A 16,947-nucleotide genomic window follows, 5' to 3' on the forward strand; every position below is an offset into this window, starting at 1 on the left:
TTGGAGTTTTTCCCTTATGTCATACCGCACCTTATCCCAATTTCTACAACAACAAAACGGGAACCTCACACCTGAACTTGCACAAGTAATTGAAACAATTGGAAATACCTGCAAGCGTATTGACCAACTCCTGCAAAAAGGTGCTCTAGCGGGTGTATTAGGTAGTGCTCAGCATGAAAATGTTCAAGGCGAAGAGCAAAAGAAACTGGATGTGATTTCCAATGATTATCTGATTGATGCATTAAAAGTACATCCACATGTAGGCGGTTTAGCTTCTGAAGAACTGGATGAATTCACTTCAGCTCAGGAAAATGGTCAATATCTAGTATTGTTCGATCCACTTGATGGTTCAAGCAATATTGATATCAACATGTGTGTGGGTACCATTTTTTCGATTCTTCCTGCAAAAAATAGTGTAACCCAGGCAGAAGACTTCATGCAGGCTGGTGTCAATCAGGTTGCTGCTGGTTATGTCCTGTATGGCCCATCAACCATGATGGCACTTACTGTGGGTGCTGGTGTAGTATTCTTCACTTTCGATCCTGAAACTCAAGAGTTTCTGCTGACTTCTGAAGCGATTCAGGTGGCTGCTGATACTAAAGAATATGCAATCAATGCATCGAATCAGCGTCACTGGGAAGCGCCTGTACAGCGTTATATCGATGAATTGCTGGCAGGTAAAACAGGTCCTCGCGCCAAAGATTTCAATATGCGCTGGGTTGCTTGTATGGTCGGCGATATTCACCGTATTCTGTGCCGTAGCGGGATCTTCATGTACCCATACGACTTAAAAGACCCAACTAAAGCAGGTCGTTTACGTTTAATGTATGAAGCCAATCCAATGAGTATGCTAATGGAACAGGCTGGCGGTGCATCAACGACTGGTCGTGTCCGCATTCTTGAAATCGAACCTACAAATCTGCATCAACGTGTTCCTGTCATCATTGGCTCAAAAAATGAAGTTGAGCTTGTGACCAGCTACCACCACTAATTTTTAAACGGCAGTTGATCCTTGATTGACTGCCGTGGACTTTCTTCTTATGCCAACCATCTTCCTTGAATCCAAAGACAATCCTAAAATCAAAAACTTACGCGGTTTAATTGAACAGAATTCTTATCGAAAAAAACAAGGACAGACTGTGCTTGAAGGCACGCACCTGTGTCTTGCATGGTTACATGAAAACAAGAAAATCAATTCGATCTTCACGACTGAACATGCTTTAGAGCATCCTGATTTCGACATTATTTTAAACAAATATACTGGTGTGGTCTTTGTCATTGGTGAATCGCTTTATAAAGACCTGAGTACCTTAGGCACTTCAATTGCCTGTATGGCGATTGTGGATATTCCAAGCTCAAACCAGGCACTTGATTTTACGGCTGACACCCTGATCCTTGAAAATGTGCAGGATCCCGGCAATGTCGGTACCCTGCTACGTTCAGCAGCAGCTGCCGGTATTGATCAGGTCATTTGTACCAAGGGTTCAGCATCTCTTTGGTCACCACGGGTATTACGTGCAGGTATGGGCGCACATTTTTCTTTGCAAACTTTTGAAAATATTGCACTAGAAGACCTTTTACCGCAATTCAAGATTCCGGTATATGTCACCAGCTCACATCGTTCTAGCAGCCTGTATAGCAAGGACTTGCATAAAGCCTGCGTCTGGATTCTGGGCAATGAAGGCCAAGGTGTATCTGACTATGCCCTGCAACATGCCGAAGCGGTGACTATTCCACAGCCAGGTGGACAGGAATCCCTGAATGTTGCGATTGCAGGCTCTATCTGTTTCTTTGAGATGGTACGTCAACGTATCTAATACGGTATTTAGGTTACATTGTTTTAATTCCAGTCAGTGTATTTATAAAATAGATTACACTACAAAAATAATAAGTTTTATTGTCAACCAAATCGTTATTCCCAACGTTATATGCACATGAACTTGGGAATAATGGTGGGTATCCAATGACAGGATTTTCCATCTCTATGGATTTAGCACCGAAACCGTTGCAGTCACAAGATGCGAGTATTCTAAAGAGTACGGCAGAGTCTCGCCTGAAAAATTTCATGCAGGACGTGACTGGGCGTGCTTTGGTGATGATGGAAAGTGCGACTCAAGGACAACATGGAATCGCAATGGATCTGGTTCAGGAAGCTTTTATTTCTTTGCATAAATCTTATGCAGAGAAAAGCACTGAAGAGTGGTATCCCCTGTTCTATACGATTCTGAATAACAAATTACAGGATTGGCGTCGTAAAGAAGCACGTCGCAACCAGCCATTTTCCTTTTTCAAAAAAGTCAGCTTCGATGACGACGAAGTCGAATTTGACAATCTGGTAGATGAATCTACGCCCTCACCTTTAGAATTTCTGGATCAGGCAGTAACTGCTGAAGAAATTCAGGAGGCGGTTGCCAAATTACCTGTGCGTCAGCAGCAAGCATTTATGCTCAGAGCCTGGGAAGGCTTTGATACTCAAACTACAGCGCAAATTATGAACTGTACAGAAGGCAGTGTGAAAACCCATTATCACCGTGCTATTCAAGGTCTACGTGCCTCTCTAGCACACTTAAATCCATATCTGGGAGGATCATCCGAATGAAGCAAGATGATTTCTTAAAGCAAGTAACTTCCAAACTTGATGGACTGGCACAGCACCACAAAGATAAACCGGTGGTGATGAATCATGTGCTGGAGCATATTCATGACGCACAACATTCACGCTTTGCATTTCTAAAAATGTCTGGCTTTGCTTTGGCTGCTGCGATTGCTGGCGTGGTAGTCCTACCGAATATTGTCAGTCATAACGAACCTCAGACTCAGGTAGTATCTACCCCCAAACTCTCCCCACAGATGCTTGAAGATCTGGAAATGTTAATGGTTTTAGGTGAGGACAAAGTTCCACATGGCAGCTAAAAGATTAGCAATTGCATTTTGTGCATTCAGCTTCCTGCAAACCAGCTTTGCGGGATTTGAACGTTTTTGGATTTTTTCCAAAGATGCCAATACGCAGGTCAATGAAACCTGGGATACTCTTTCTGATTCCGAACAACTGGCATTAATCAAACGTTATCAGTCCTTAAAAGAAATACCTGAACAGCAACGTATTAATTTACAGCAACGCATGGACTGGTTCACTCAGCTTCCTGAAGCTGAAAAGCAGCGTATGCGTGAAACCTGGCAAATGATGAGCAATCAGGAACGTAAGGAGTTAGGTGCGCGGATGCAAAAAGCATCGCCAGAAGAACGACTGGCGATCCGTGAAGAATATATCCAGAAATACCAGCAACTCACTCAACCTAAAACTCATTGATTTTAGTTAAATAAAAAAGCCTCCATCTGGAGGCTTTTTTTCATACTGCAATTATTTTCTAACTCGGCGATATCCTGCCAGACCTAATAATCCGAACATTCCCCAAATTCCAAATGAACCACCACCACTTGATGATGTATTGGTATTTTTAGCCGTATTTTTTAAGTTAATTCTAGCTGTATCTGACATCAATTCATCTGCATCAAAAACATGATACTGCATATCATAATCTGACTGACTAAAAGTATTTTTCACACTAAAGGTCAATTTTCCACCATAACAGGTTTCACCTGCAAAATTCCCTGGGCATGGTCCTTCTCGCTCTGCAGAAAGGCTTACTCCAGCAGGAAGCTTGACAATACGAATTGGAATCTCACGACCATCTTTATCACGATAGAAAGCAGCCTTGCCATTCATCCGTGGACCATCGCCATCATCACTGTCATTCTCTAAGGGATTCACAGTTACGGTCAGATTGTTTTCTGCGCTAATTCTATATTCGTCATTTTTTACAATCGGTTTAATATTTACAAATGCGCCCTGCAAAATACCTGTACTGCTGGCACCTGTCTGCTTGTCTTTAATTGTATAACGGCAATACTCCGTATCCGAGAGACTGGTTACTTTGCCATCAGTACGATACATCATGATACGGTTTAAATCAGGCTTCCATTCACATTTTAAATTTGGGTCATTAGGCGCACCTTGAACAATTAATGAACTGCCTAATCCAGATAAAGACCCTACACCTAAAGATTGCACTGTAATTTCATAATTTTGTGAATTTAATGCTTTAGCTTGTACTTGAGTAGTATTTAAAGTTTCTTGAGGCATGACCAAACTAAATGGATTAACGTATATGGCACGATATTTCTGGTATTGCTTGGTATATTTTAAAAGATCCTCATATTCTTTTAGCTCTTCCTTTAAGCCCTGTATTTCTTCAGGTTTTGTATTCTTATCTGCCAGAATAGAATTAATATCATCAATATTATCCTGATAATAATCCAGCAACTCAGTTAAAGAACTATTTTTTAGACCAGAAATATCCGCTGCAGTTAAGCGCCGGATTTCGACCGACCCAATTTCACAGGAATTTTTTGCGTCCGGATTAAATAACAATGTTGCCTTAGTCAACCGCTCAATTCCACGCTGATCAGTTTCTTCACAACTTTCTGTACCAATATTGACCAGATCCGTATTCGATTGTCGATCAATTGGATAATACATGCCTAAATAACGGTTGTTTATAGAAGGTTCGATATAAGCAGTTAATAGATCTGTGATCTTATTAGTAGATACATCAATATTCGTTGAAACACTGTTTTCAGCCAGTTCAGGCAACACACAGCGCGAGGAACCACTTGTATGGATCGCATTATAAGCAGTAAATAAATCTGCATCCTGTTCTTTACTTGGGTTTCCACCATTCAAGGCATATTCACAAGACAAGCCCTGGTTAAAGGCCAACACGTTATAAGCCAGACTCGAATTACCAGTATTGTCATAAAAGATGATAGAGCGAGCAGTATTTTCGACAATCGTGTTATTAATGGCACTAAAAGTGAAGAAAGAACTTAATGGACGGCTGATTTCATTGGCCATTCGGAAAATATGACCTGTGACACTGGTCGTATTTTTTGCAATTGTAGAGTTACTAATATCAGCTTTAGCATAACCACAAAAGTCCAGAATACTGGCCGTATCAGTAGAACCATTTTTGACAATGCTGCTTGCACTAATTTCTAGCTTGGTCTCTGTACTGCCCAAATTCCCCACACAATCCATGGCCAAAACACTGCCATATGTAGCTGCTTTATTCTGATGAATTAAGGAATCCTGAATCCTGATAATTTTTTCATTATTCATTGCCACTGCATAAATTGCTCCCCCTTCTGCAGCCGCTCGTGAATTTACAATTTCACTATTCACGAGGCTTAGAGGACCGGCGACATAAAATGTTCCACCATTACCTTTATCCAGACTAGTTTTTGCAGCATAACCATCTTTGAGGATGATACCATTTACCACCATGCTGGCTTGGCTAGCGACCGTATTAAATAAGCGGGTTTTCCCTTGGCCTGAAATGGTGGTTGTTAAAGCCTCACGTATTGGATATAAAAAGGTAATAGGACTTCTTTGAGTATAATTGAAGGGTGATTTTCCCAAAATATTGACATGGGATTCAACAATAATTTCACTATTGAGTTTGTATTCCCCAGCTTCGAGTTGAATGACATCTGGAGCGGAACCGTCATTACGCAATGTACGGCCAACATTACACCCTCCATAGGATTTATCCAGTTTGGCTGTCTTAATGGCTTCACGCAGGGAACAGGCACTGGTATTTTCCCCATCCTCGTCAGCAAATGTAGTGACATATATGGTTTTATCTTCGGCTGCCATTAAACTCATGGCAGATAAAATCATGGCTGCAAGCAGTCCTTTTTTATAATTTTTCATGATTTTTCCTTAATCTTTTAATCTGCGACGTAGGCCGATCAACCCTATCAAGCCCATTAAGCCAGCGATCCCCCATGCCCCACCAGAGGTCTTCACAGACTTGTCTTTCATTTCATTTTTAGGTTCCTGTACAATCTGGGTACTTAAAAGCAGATACGGTTTGGACTTATTAAATCGTGTAGATGAAGTAACTACCTGAATTTCAAAAATGTCAGCACCATGCCATTGTGAATCTGGGGTATAAACCACATTCCCATCAATATCAATGACTGTTTTGCCCTTGGAAACAGTTTTGGTTTGGATAACCTGTAAGCAGCCATCTTGCCAAGGCTCACCCTTTGGATTCTCTCCAATAATATTATTGCATTGTTCTTTAGGGATTAAATCACTATCTCCTAAAGCAGATTCAATTGAAAACTTTGCAGTCTCTCCTTTTAGAAGATCCTGCCCAACCAGACTGGTAGATGTTGGAACTGTAATTTCAATCGCACCACGATCACAAAATAAGTTATCCAGTAAACGGTCTACACCGCGTTGGTCTGCCGCCTCACAGCTTACTGAAGGATTGCTGCTATTGTAGCTAGTCCCTCTATTTACAATCGGTGAATCACTGACCTGATTATAATTCAACAGGATACGAGGACGTAGATAGCCCAAGAACTGATCTTTAGGAACGCTATAAGGACATAGAATAGCATCATTATTTTGTTTTAAATTTAGACAGACACCTTCACTTTGATCTGAAGCCTCTGCAAACAAGCGAGTACCTGTCCAGATCTGGTTTGGATACGCAGCATCACCTGTACCACAAGATGCTGTCACTAGATTATTGTGAATCGTACTTTTATCCGTAGTTTCAATCTGACAATCCTGCGCACCATTTCTTAAAATAATACTGTTCGCCACATAGGCTTTACCATTTGGGGCATTCATACGTAGTGCCGTACCCGTATTATCCACTATTGTCAGGTTATTGATTCCCACCCCATCAATCACATTGATCAGTGCTCCCTTATTTTTTAACAGGGTACTGCTTAGGACTTCAGCATTAATGGATTGAATATCGGCAGGATTATCGACTTGGCCCACTGTATAAATATTGGTAGCATTATTATTCAGCGTCTGGTTATTCTTTAAAACGCTTTGATAAACCAGAAAGTATGGAAGCTGGCTATAGAGTATGCCACCCTGTTGCGCCTGATTATTTTCAATCAGGCTGGTTTTTATTTCGACAAAAGCAATCAGATTCTGGCCAAATTTCCCCACATTATAAATGGCACCACCTTGACTCGCAGCCCCCTTATATAAGCGGCTGTAATCAATTATCAATTTTCCTTTATTATGAATTAGGCCACCTTGTTCGGCACAGCTACTTTTACCACAACCTTCAAGGTCGAGTTCTTTTAAATTGACTTGAATCAACTCTTCATCATTGCTAATACGGAAGAGATTATCTGTCCCTTTCATTTGAATATGAGCGTTATATAACCCCATTACCTTATCGGTACTACTAAATTCACCATCTACTTCTGCGATAGATTTAATCGTTACTGATTTCTTGATCGGGATATGCTTATTCAGTACATAGGTCGTTTTTTCTTTTAAGATAATGGTGCCAATAGCATTTTCGCCACCACAGCCCATATAACCTTCTTTAGCCAGGCCACGATTCACATATTCAACAGCTTCTCGAAGTGAACATTCCTTGTCATCTTTTTCAATATCTTCTGTGGTAGTTACAATAATTTCTGCACTATATGCCTGCCCCGCCATACATAGCAAAGCCATGCCTATGCTCTTCTTGAGCATACCCTTCTCCTTAATTTTTTATTTCTTTCTTTTTCTTCTAAAGTTGCATCTTCCTTGCAACAGCGAATTATTTTGCCTTACTTTCGCATAGACTGAGTAATTACTCAAGATGTTTTATAATTTAACGATATTCATCAATTAATGCATAAATCTGCCGCAGGTTAGCATTGCTGACTTTCAGCTTTTCGCCTTTAAGTAATTGAATAATCTGTTCTAATGTTTGCAAAAGTACGGAAGTTTGATGTGGTCCGTGATGCAGCAAATAATCAAAAATCTGTGGATCAAGATGAATACCACGTCGGTCCAATACCGAGGATACCAAGGCAAATCGGTCAGCATAAAGACTGCCATTTGGGACACGAACACTGACTGCCTGCGTGAGTCGGGACTGCAAATCAGGCAATTCAAGTTTTAATTCAATAGGCGCAAAACGGGAAGAAAATACCAGCTGACCACCGCCTTCATCATTATAATTAATCAAGTGAAAAACGGCGCGTTGCCAATGCGCAACCCCGCTAATGGCTTCAATATCATCCAGTGCGATCAGGTCAAACCGGTCCAGCGAAGTAATGGCTTCAGTAGGTGCATCCAGAAGTTCCAGCAAAGACACCTGTATAGCGGTCTTGCCGATTTCCAGATAAGAATCACAAATGGCAGAGAGTAAGTGACTTTTCCCTGTTCCAGCTCCGCCGTACACATAAAAGCGGCTGATTAGGCCTGCATGCAGCTGTCGGACTGCGTCAATTACATGACCCCATCCCGGGCCCGAAAAATCACTAATTCGAGCATCGAGTTGAGGTTCTATATCTAGCTGCAATTGACGCATATGATTCTGATGGCCTTATGAGTCTTTATGAAGAGGTACATCCATCTTACTTGATTTCTCTTCCTCTTGCAGTGGTTTTGCTTCTGACTTTTTCATTTCAATATCAACATCTAAGTCTGAAGTTTCTACGCTTATGGAACCTGTAGCCGGATCATTCATGACGACTGCCTGATTTCCATAAAATGATGTGCATTCATAATATTCACGTGCATGTCTCAGCAGAACCACAATTACCGCTGCAACTGGTAGAGCAATCAGCATTCCCAGGAAGCCAGCCAATTGTGCGCCCGCCAATACCGCAAAAACCACAGCAACTGGAGATAAACCTATTTTATCGCCGAGCAGGAATGGCTGTAATACATAGCCTTCTACTGCCTGGCCGACCATAAATACGACACCCACCAGAACCAGTTGCCACCAGTCAATCCCGAATTGCAGAAAGGTCGCAATGACAGCTGCAATAATCCCGACCGCAAATCCCAGATAAGGAATAATACTGGCCAGACCTGCCACCATGCCAATAATCAGACCAACTTCAAGACCAATCAATTGCAAACCAATCGCATAAACGATCCCCAGCAGAATCATCACCAGAAATTGTCCTTTCACAAAGGCCCCAAGTACACTGTGACATTCACCGACGATTCTTAATGTACTTTGTTCATAAGGACGTGGAATCAGGCGACGTAAGCTTTCCAGCATACGATCCCAATCCAGCAGGAAATAGAATGCAATAATTGGAATCAGGACAATCGTACCGCCAATCTGCAGAAAGTTAATTCCAGATTGTGCAAGGCGTAGCAGGAAGGCCTGAATGCTGTCGGCACTATAATTGGTTTGCACATAGTCCATGACCACATCAGAAATCTGTGTGGTATCAATTTCCATTTCAACGACATTGAAAGTATTCGACAGCCACGGCAAAAAGGTTGAATTAATCCAGCTAATGACCGCAGGTATATTGTCACGCGCATAAATCAGCTGCTGCCAGATCAGCGGCACCAGATACCAGATCGCCAGAATCATAACGATCCCGATTCCAGTAAAAACGATACTAATAGAGAGCCAACGTGGCAGACCGATATCGTGCAGTTTATCTACCAGCGGGCTGAACAGATAAGCCATTAAAAACGCTGCAACAAATGGAATTACAACGGGTTTTAGTAAATATAGAATCCACAACAACAAAGCTATCCCAGCTAGGATAAACACGCGACGCAATGTGCGATCTACCATAAAGTTTCGCCTTCTCTCTATTAATCTTTATAAAAAGTAAAATATTTTAATAAAGATAGCATTTTAGGGCATAAATACCATAAGAGTTTTGCATATTCAGGTTATAATCCCCCGCGCGAATGCGGAGACTTCATTATGAGCAACTCAACTTCTACCCCAAACACTGCTTTAAGCTACAAAGATGCAGGTGTCGATATTGAAGCGGGAGACGCGTTAGTCGACCGAATCAAGTCCGTCGCTAAGCGTACTAAACGTCCTGAAGTAATGGGCGGATTAGGCGGTTTCGGCGCCCTTTGTAAAATCCCTAAAGGTTATGAAGAACCTGTTCTCGTATCAGGCACAGATGGTGTTGGTACAAAATTACGTCTGGCACTGAATTTGAACCGTCATGACACCATTGGTCAAGATCTGGTTGCAATGTGTGTGAACGACCTTCTCGTTTGTGGTGCTGAACCACTCTTCTTCCTGGACTATTATGCGACTGGTCACCTAAATGTGGACGTGGCTGCAAATGTCGTAACAGGAATCGGTGCTGGCTGTGAACTTGCAGGCTGTGCACTGGTTGGTGGTGAAACTGCTGAAATGCCAGGCATGTATGAAGGTGAAGATTACGATCTTGCAGGCTTCTGTGTCGGTGTAGTTGAGCAAAGCAAAATTATTGATGGCTCTAAAGTAAAAGCGGGTGATGTACTTATTGGTGTTGCATCTTCGGGTGCACATTCAAACGGTTATTCTTTGCTTCGTAAAATTCTTGAAGTTAAAAATGTTGACCTGAATCAAATCGTTGATGGTCGTCCACTTGCTGACGTTGCAATGGAGCCAACACGCATTTATGTGAAATCGATTCTTGAACTGCTAAAACAGGTTGACGTACATGCAATGGCACACATCACTGGTGGCGGTTTACCAGGCAACCTGCCTCGCGTATTACCAAACGGTGCTCAAGCAGTCGTAAATGAATCTTCTTGGGAGTGGCCTGAGCTGTTCAAACTTCTTCAACGTGAAGGCGGTGTAGAGCAGTTCGAAATGTATCGTACCTTTAACTGTGGCGTAGGTATGGTTCTTGTTGTTGATGCAGCAGAAGCAGACAAAACTGTAGAGTTACTCAACGGTTTGGGCGAGAAAGCATGGGCAATGGGTCACATTGCAGATAATGCCGAGTCTGTAGAAGGCGCTGACGAAAAAATCCGTGTGATCTTCGCGTAATTTCGCATGATTAAAATTGCTGTACTTGTTTCAGGCAGTGGATCGAACCTGCAAGCCCTCATTGATGCCAATCTGTCAGGAGAAATTGTCGGGGTGCTTTCCAACAAGCCTGAAGCATTTGCTTTAGAGCGCGCTCATAAAGCAGGAATTCCGACTGCAGTCATTGAACATAAGCAGTATCCAAGCCGGGAAGCTTTTGATGATGTCATGCATCAGCAGCTTCTGGACTGGGATGTTGATCTAGTGGTACTTGCGGGCTTTATGCGAATTTTAAGTGAAAAATTTGTGAAAGCCTGGGAAGGAAAAATGCTGAATATTCACCCTTCCCTTTTGCCATATTACAAAGGCATGCATACCCATCAGCGCGTCCTGAATACCGGTGATGTTCTGCATGGTTGTACAGTGCATTATGTCACTCCCGAACTGGATGCTGGGCAAGCCTTAGCACAGGGTGTGTTAAAAATATCGCATCAAGATACGACTTACACTTTAGCTCAGCGTGTACATGTACTGGAACATCTGATTTACCCACAAGTGGTAGAATGGATCTGTAATGGGACAATTCAGCATACTGAACAAGGTGTGTTGTACCGTAATGCAAAAATGCAGGAACCCGTTCAATTCTGCAAATTCTAAAAGTCCAAATATAAAAAACGCATCCTCGGATGCGTTTTTTTATTTCTTTAGATGAGATGAACTTTAAGCAGACTGTTGCTGAATCAGTTGTTTGACCAGACTTGCGACTTGCTCAGGCTGCTCTAATGGGAACATATGCCCACCATCTACCACTGTAAATGGAATGCCAAATTTCTTTTGCACTTGCTGCGGAAATCTGCGCGCCAAAAATGGACCTTTCTTGGCAACCACCAGATGCACTGGTACTTTTGGTTTTGCCTGAGGTAACCACCATAGCGATGGATTAGTTCTAAAGATATTTACTTCATCCATTTTAGGAATGGTGAGTTCAACTCCACCTCGAACCGGATCATCCTTTAAGGCATAGTCAATATAAGCCTGGAAGCAATCTGCATCAAAATCCTGATAAAAGCCTTTTGGACGTAACAGTTCAGCTGCCTGTTCCCGAGACTCCCAATGATCACGACGGCGTTTCGACAAACCTGCAGGTGACATCTGGTCCAGTGCTTTTAAGCGGAAAGTTTTTGCAATATACAACGCCAAGGCTTCTTTGCCCATGATCATCGGTGGATCAAGCATAATCATTTGCGAAAAAAGTTCCGGACGCTGTAAGGAGGCCTGAAAGCTCAGGACTGAACCTAATGAATGCCCCAAACCAATCACTGGACGTCCATGAGACTGGCGCACGATACTGTCAATCACCTGCTGAGTCAGACTTTTCCAATGATTATCAATTGGATAACGCTTATCAGGCCCTAATAGCGGCACATAGATAATATCGTAATCATCTTGCAGTCCTTCAAACAGCTTTTGATAGACTTTAGATGGCACGCCATTGGCGTGCGCAAAATGAATCAATGGTTTCATTGTAATGTCGTTTTATTTTCTGACTGAAGTTTCTGTGCCACTGAAGTTGCAATTCCTTCACCAATCGATGAACCCATACGACCTAGTACTGACTCAAATGGACTATATTCAATGGTGTAATTAAGTGCTTTTTCAGTTTTTAGTTCACGTTTCAAAGTATTTAAACTGCCAATACGGTCTGCAATACCCAATTTTACCGCCTGTTCACCAGTCCAGAACAGACCTGAGAAAATAGCAGGATCAGTCGATTTCAATTTTGCTCCACGCCCCTGCTTTACAGCATTAATAAAGTGATCATGCACATTATCCAGCACACCTTGTACATGCGCTTTTTGCACAGGATCAACTGGCTGTGTCATTGACAGCAAAGCTTTATTTTCACCTGAAGTCATGGTGCGGTCTTCAACTCCAAGTTTTTGCAGCAGGTTATTCACACCATAGTTCGGCATGATCACACCGATTGAACCGACCAGACTCGATGGATTGACAATGATTTCATCTGCAGCAGATGCAATATAGTAAGCACCAGAAGCCCCGGTATCACCAATCACGGCATAGAGTTTTTTCTCAGGATGCTGTTTTTTCAGATACTGGATTTCCTGCCAGATTTCATCTGACTGGACTGGTGAACCACCCGGTGAATTAATATTTAAAACAACAGCCTTACTTTGCTTGTTTTCAAAGGCTTTTTTGAGTGATTTGATGGTATTGCTACTGTTTACGCTTTGCTTGTCTGCGGCAATCGTACCAATAATATCAACCACAGCAATGTGTGCACCTGCGCCTGCACTCGGATCAGAAGCACTCATGCTACAGCCTTTACCCAGCGCAAGAATGATAACCAGCAGATAAGCAAAGGTTAGAAATTTAAAGAAGATCCCCCAGCGACGTGCCCGTCGTTGCTCTTCTACTGAAGCTAAAACTGCTTTTTCCAGCAGTTTCCATTCTGGGCCAGTCGGTTGAACTGGTTGTTGCGTATTTTGTATTTGATTTTCAGGTTTTGGTGGCCAATCGGACATAAATAATCCAATAAATTAATTTATATTGAACCCATTATATACACCGAAAAGGGTAATTCTGTCTAAAGAAACCGTTTTCGCCTATAATAAATGCTATTCTTTTTTATTTTATCAATATTACAACTCAATGACTGAACGCAGCTCAAAGAATTCAGCTTACGGTTTACTCAAATATATTAGCCGCCAACCGCTTTCAGTTTCCCGATGGATTGCGCGTATTCTTGCCTTAATCATTAATATTTTTAAAGTTTCTAAAACTTCTGATGTAATTCGCCTGAACCTTGAGATCAGTTTGTCTGAACTGTCGACACAGGAAAGAGAACGGATTACCCGTGCTGCGATTCGCAATGAACTGATGTCTTATTTTGAATTTTTTAGTATTTGGGGCTCTACTAATCAGAAAAATATTGAGAGAGTGCATAAAGTTATAGGCGAAGATTTACTGCATGATGCCTTGGCACAAAATAAAGGTCTGGTATTGATTGTGCCGCACTTTGGCACTTGGGAAATCATGAATGCCTATATTGCACAATTCACTTCAATGACCATCATGTATAAGCCTGTAAAAAATCAGGCAGCGGATCAGTTTGTACGTGCAGCTCGTAGCCGCGAACAGGCCAATCTGGTGCCGACAGATGAGTCTGGTGTACGACAGATTTTCAGGGCATTGAAGCAAGGTGGCACTACTGTCATTCTGCCGGATCATACACCCAACGTTGGCGGTGAATATATTCCTTACTTTGGTGTTCCTCTAGCTACCAGTAATCTGAGCGCCAAGCTAATCCAGAAAACTAAAGCTCGTGCCCTGTTCCTTTATGCCCTGCGTAATGAGGATGCTGGCTTTGATATTCATATCGAGGCCATAGATGAAAAAATTTATCAGGGAGATGTCAATCAGGGTACAGGTATCATCATCAACACGATTGAAAACCTGATTCAGCGTCATCCTGAACATTATCACTGGAGCTATAAACGCTTTAGAGCTCACGAAGATTTGGGAAATATTTATAAACTTGATCATGACCAAGCTTTGTCCAAAGTGAACCAGTTAAGAACTTCTAACCCGGCTCCTATTGAACCATCTTTAGAATCAGTCATTTAGATTTTTTTTGTAACCACTTCCAGCGACTTCTTTCAGTTTCTAGAATGATTTGAGTTCCTTGCTGAGAGAAATGCAGGCTGCCATGCTCTGCTGTAGTCAATAAAGGAATTTCCAATTCTTTGAGCCGCTGCTGGGTCAACTGACTTGGATGCCCGTAACGGTTAAATCTTCCTGCAGACGCAATCGCCAGTTTAGGACGATAATGCTGCAAGAATTGATAAGCTGAACTGTGCTGACTGCCATGATGGCCTAAGACCAAGACATCCACTTTTAAATCAGGATAATCTTTGAGTAACTGATATTCAGTCTGCCAACCTGCATCTCCCATCAGCAGAAAATTCTGATACGGCCAGACATTTTTGAGCTGCAAATACACCACGCAAGACAGGTCATTTTTATTGAAATTAGTGGCATTTAATTGTTCTAGTTTTGGTGCAATGACCTTAATCTGCAGATCATTCTGCCATTGCCACTGCTGTCCCTGATAACATAATTGAAAGTTTGAAGAGGCTGCAGTTTCGGTCACTTCATTGGCATAGATATTCTGAATCTTGAGCTGGTCTTTAATGCTGTGATAAGCACCACTATGGTCCTGATCCAGATGCGTTAAAATCAGTTGATCCAGTTGAGAAACACCCTGTACCGACAGAAATGGCATGATTACCTGCTTTCCAATACTAAATTTTTCCTCATCATAATAACCGCCCATATCGATCATCATGTTATAGGCTCCATGACGGAGGAATATCGCCTGCCCTTGCCCAACGTCCAGCACCGAAAGCTGAAATGGTGGATGATAGAATTGAGGAATACAAATTGGTACTACCGCCACAGCCATCCAGGATTTTGGCAATACTCCATGTGGTAAGAATAAAATCAGCAAAGACAGGATAGATAGTCCAATCATCCAGAGATTCATCGCAACTGGAATTAACTGCGGTTTAAACCAGTGATCTAGCAGGTTTAAGAATCCCAACAGGATATTCAGCAACAGATCATTAAGCTGAAATAGCATGCTTGACACCGGTTCAGCGATAAAAAATATCATCGCTGCCAGAATATCGATCGGTACAATCAGCAGACCGATCCAAGGGATTGCGACCAGATTGCTGAACGGCGTGATCCAAGCAATCTGCTTAAAAAACAGCATCATTAAAGGAAATAAAGCGAGAAAGATTTTCCACTGTGATTCCACCAGCACTTTAGCTGCAAAATACAGTTTTTGTATTGCTGTCTGATTTTGCTCGGATGGTCGCTGTTGAATGGTCTGATAAATTCTGAGCAATACAAAACAGGCCCCATAGGACAGCCAGAAAGCCGCGGACAAGATACTAAAGGGATCAATGAATAACAGTAAGGCAGCGCTCAGAATCAGAAGTTTTAAAGCCTGCAGATTTTGTCGGAGCAGCATGAGAAAAACGCCAATCATACAGATCAGCAGAGTGCGGATTGCCGGGATTTCAAAACCCACAAAGGCACAGTACAGCACCACACAAAACAGAAACGGCAAAGCCAGAAAATACTGGCGTGGCCATCTTAGATAAAGCTGAGGCATACTTCGAGCAATGAATAATCGAAGTACGGAGCAGACCATCAGGGCAAAGATCAGCACATGTGGGCCAGAAATCGCGAGCAAGTGACTCATCCCCATACGTCGAAATTGCTGCTCAGTTGCAGGATTTAAAAGGCTTTCATCTCCGGTGAGCAAAGCCAGAAGCAGACCTATATTTTGTACAGGTTGCTTTGCTATGAACTCTCTTAATTGCAGCCGTTTTTGTTCTACCCAAAGTAGAAATTGCTGAGTTAAAGCTCTTTGCTCTCGAATATACTGACTATGCCCCAGTGTAGAAACAGTAGCTGAATCAAGTTGCTCTATCTGCTTGATCCGGAAACCGGCCATCACATTCTGTTGCAGTGCCCATTTTTCAGCATCAAAAGCACCGGGCGTTGCATAACTGTGATTAGGACGTACCTGACCTTGCAGCCGGTAATACTGACCCAGTTCAAGCGTATTTAAATTTTCATGATTCGCTGATAGTTGTGAAGTATTCGGAGGTTTTACAGATAGAAAACCCATCCAGGTTACCGTGCGTCCATCATGGTTTAATACTTCCAAAGGCTGCTGTATAGATTGATCACCGAGTTTATTCAAGCGTTTGACATAAACGATAATGTCTTTTTGCTGTACTTCATGCTCGACATTTAATAGCCGTTGGCTGAGCTGTTGATTGGCATAACCATGTCCCAGAAATATCCCGATTAGAATCCAAGTGCCAACCAGCACTCCTTTATGTAAGGAATTTTTTAGAAGCGCATTAAACTTAGAACTACAGAAATAACAGAGCACAGCAAGAAATATCACTGAGATTGAATTCAACTCAATACTCAGAAAAGATTTTCCCATACAAGCCAGGCCTAAAATCCAGCCCAGACACAGCCATTGCAACATGAAAATTTTCTTTTTTATTATTAT

The 16,947-nt window shown here is 42.1% G+C and carries 15 protein-coding genes; 8 read left to right on the forward strand and 7 right to left on the reverse strand.

Annotation, left to right across the window (positions count from 1 at the left end; translation table 11 throughout):
- Positions 1-16 precede the first annotated feature (16 nt).
- The 5 genes from ACWM1W_RS10820 to ACWM1W_RS10840 all read left to right on the forward strand — a co-directional run bounded on the left by ACWM1W_RS10820 (position 17) and on the right by ACWM1W_RS10840 (position 3,310).
- Complete coding sequence (locus ACWM1W_RS10820) at positions 17-991, forward strand: class 1 fructose-bisphosphatase (RefSeq protein ID WP_034170928.1); 975 nt, start codon at positions 17-19, stop codon at positions 989-991.
- A 49-nt stretch (positions 992-1,040) separates the two neighbouring features.
- Positions 1,041-1,817 carry a TrmH family RNA methyltransferase gene (locus ACWM1W_RS10825; protein WP_034170929.1) on the forward strand — a complete coding sequence of 259 codons (777 nt, stop codon included), beginning with the start codon at positions 1,041-1,043 and terminating at the stop codon, positions 1,815-1,817.
- 167 nt (positions 1,818-1,984) lie between these two features.
- Positions 1,985-2,599, forward strand: coding sequence for an RNA polymerase sigma factor (locus ACWM1W_RS10830; RefSeq protein ID WP_034170930.1), 615 nt, complete (start codon positions 1,985-1,987; stop codon positions 2,597-2,599).
- Positions 2,596-2,913 carry a hypothetical protein gene (locus ACWM1W_RS10835; RefSeq protein WP_034702803.1) on the forward strand — a complete coding sequence of 106 codons (318 nt, stop codon included), beginning with the start codon at positions 2,596-2,598 and terminating at the stop codon, positions 2,911-2,913. Before ACWM1W_RS10830 ends, ACWM1W_RS10835 begins: the two co-directional genes overlap by 4 nt.
- Positions 2,903-3,310 (forward strand): DUF3106 domain-containing protein, encoded by a 408-nt coding sequence (locus tag ACWM1W_RS10840; protein WP_448765286.1) that lies wholly within the window; start codon positions 2,903-2,905, stop codon positions 3,308-3,310. The genes ACWM1W_RS10835 and ACWM1W_RS10840 overlap by 11 nt, the downstream gene beginning before the upstream one ends.
- A 51-nt stretch (positions 3,311-3,361) precedes the next feature.
- Here ACWM1W_RS10840 and ACWM1W_RS10845 read toward each other — a convergent pair whose 3' ends face one another.
- The 4 genes from ACWM1W_RS10845 to cxpE form a co-directional block, all read right to left on the reverse strand.
- Positions 3,362-5,773 carry a CSLREA domain-containing protein gene (locus ACWM1W_RS10845; protein WP_448765287.1) on the reverse strand — a complete coding sequence of 804 codons (2,412 nt, stop codon included), beginning with the start codon at positions 5,771-5,773 and terminating at the stop codon, positions 3,362-3,364.
- A 9-nt stretch (positions 5,774-5,782) separates the two neighbouring features.
- Positions 5,783-7,582 carry a rhombotarget A gene (gene rbtA / locus ACWM1W_RS10850; protein WP_448765288.1) on the reverse strand — a complete coding sequence of 600 codons (1,800 nt, stop codon included), beginning with the start codon at positions 7,580-7,582 and terminating at the stop codon, positions 5,783-5,785.
- Between the two features lie 121 nt (positions 7,583-7,703).
- Positions 7,704-8,408, reverse strand: coding sequence for a DnaA regulatory inactivator Hda (gene hda / locus ACWM1W_RS10855; protein WP_034702811.1), 705 nt, complete (start codon positions 8,406-8,408; stop codon positions 7,704-7,706).
- Positions 8,409-8,423: 15 nt separating this feature from the next.
- The gene (cxpE, locus tag ACWM1W_RS10860) at positions 8,424-9,644 is read right to left on the reverse strand and encodes a chloramphenicol efflux transporter CxpE (protein ID WP_034702815.1); all 1,221 of its coding nucleotides are present in this window, start codon (positions 9,642-9,644) and stop codon (positions 8,424-8,426) included.
- 135 nt (positions 9,645-9,779) lie between these two features.
- Here cxpE and purM point away from each other — a divergent pair, with 135 nt between their 5' ends.
- Complete coding sequence (purM, locus tag ACWM1W_RS10865) at positions 9,780-10,850, forward strand: phosphoribosylformylglycinamidine cyclo-ligase (protein WP_034702818.1); 1,071 nt, start codon at positions 9,780-9,782, stop codon at positions 10,848-10,850.
- A gap of 6 nt (positions 10,851-10,856) precedes the next feature.
- Entirely contained in the window at positions 10,857-11,486 is a 630-nt protein-coding gene (gene purN, locus ACWM1W_RS10870) for a phosphoribosylglycinamide formyltransferase (protein WP_034702820.1), read from the forward strand.
- 63 nt (positions 11,487-11,549) lie between these two features.
- Here purN and ACWM1W_RS10875 read toward each other — a convergent pair whose 3' ends face one another.
- On the reverse strand, positions 11,550-12,353 hold the full coding sequence (locus ACWM1W_RS10875) for an alpha/beta fold hydrolase (protein ID WP_034702822.1): 804 nt from the start codon (positions 12,351-12,353) through the stop codon (positions 11,550-11,552).
- Positions 12,350-13,372: a signal peptide peptidase SppA gene (gene sppA / locus ACWM1W_RS10880; protein WP_034702824.1), complete on the reverse strand. Its 1,023-nt coding sequence runs from the start codon at positions 13,370-13,372 to the stop codon at positions 12,350-12,352. Before sppA ends, ACWM1W_RS10875 begins: the two co-directional genes overlap by 4 nt.
- 127 nt (positions 13,373-13,499) lie before the next feature.
- Between sppA and ACWM1W_RS10885 the strand changes: the two genes are divergently transcribed.
- Positions 13,500-14,474 carry a lysophospholipid acyltransferase family protein gene (locus ACWM1W_RS10885; RefSeq protein ID WP_214002031.1) on the forward strand — a complete coding sequence of 325 codons (975 nt, stop codon included), beginning with the start codon at positions 13,500-13,502 and terminating at the stop codon, positions 14,472-14,474.
- On the opposite strand, the gene ACWM1W_RS10890 is transcribed toward ACWM1W_RS10885, so the two are convergent.
- The gene (locus ACWM1W_RS10890; RefSeq protein ID WP_448765289.1) at positions 14,467-16,923 is read right to left on the reverse strand and encodes a DNA internalization-related competence protein ComEC/Rec2; all 2,457 of its coding nucleotides are present in this window, start codon (positions 16,921-16,923) and stop codon (positions 14,467-14,469) included. The genes ACWM1W_RS10885 and ACWM1W_RS10890 overlap by 8 nt on opposite strands.
- Positions 16,924-16,947: the final 24 nt, after the last annotated feature.

It is taken from the genome of Acinetobacter sp. TW_SC_4, assembly GCF_054861205.1.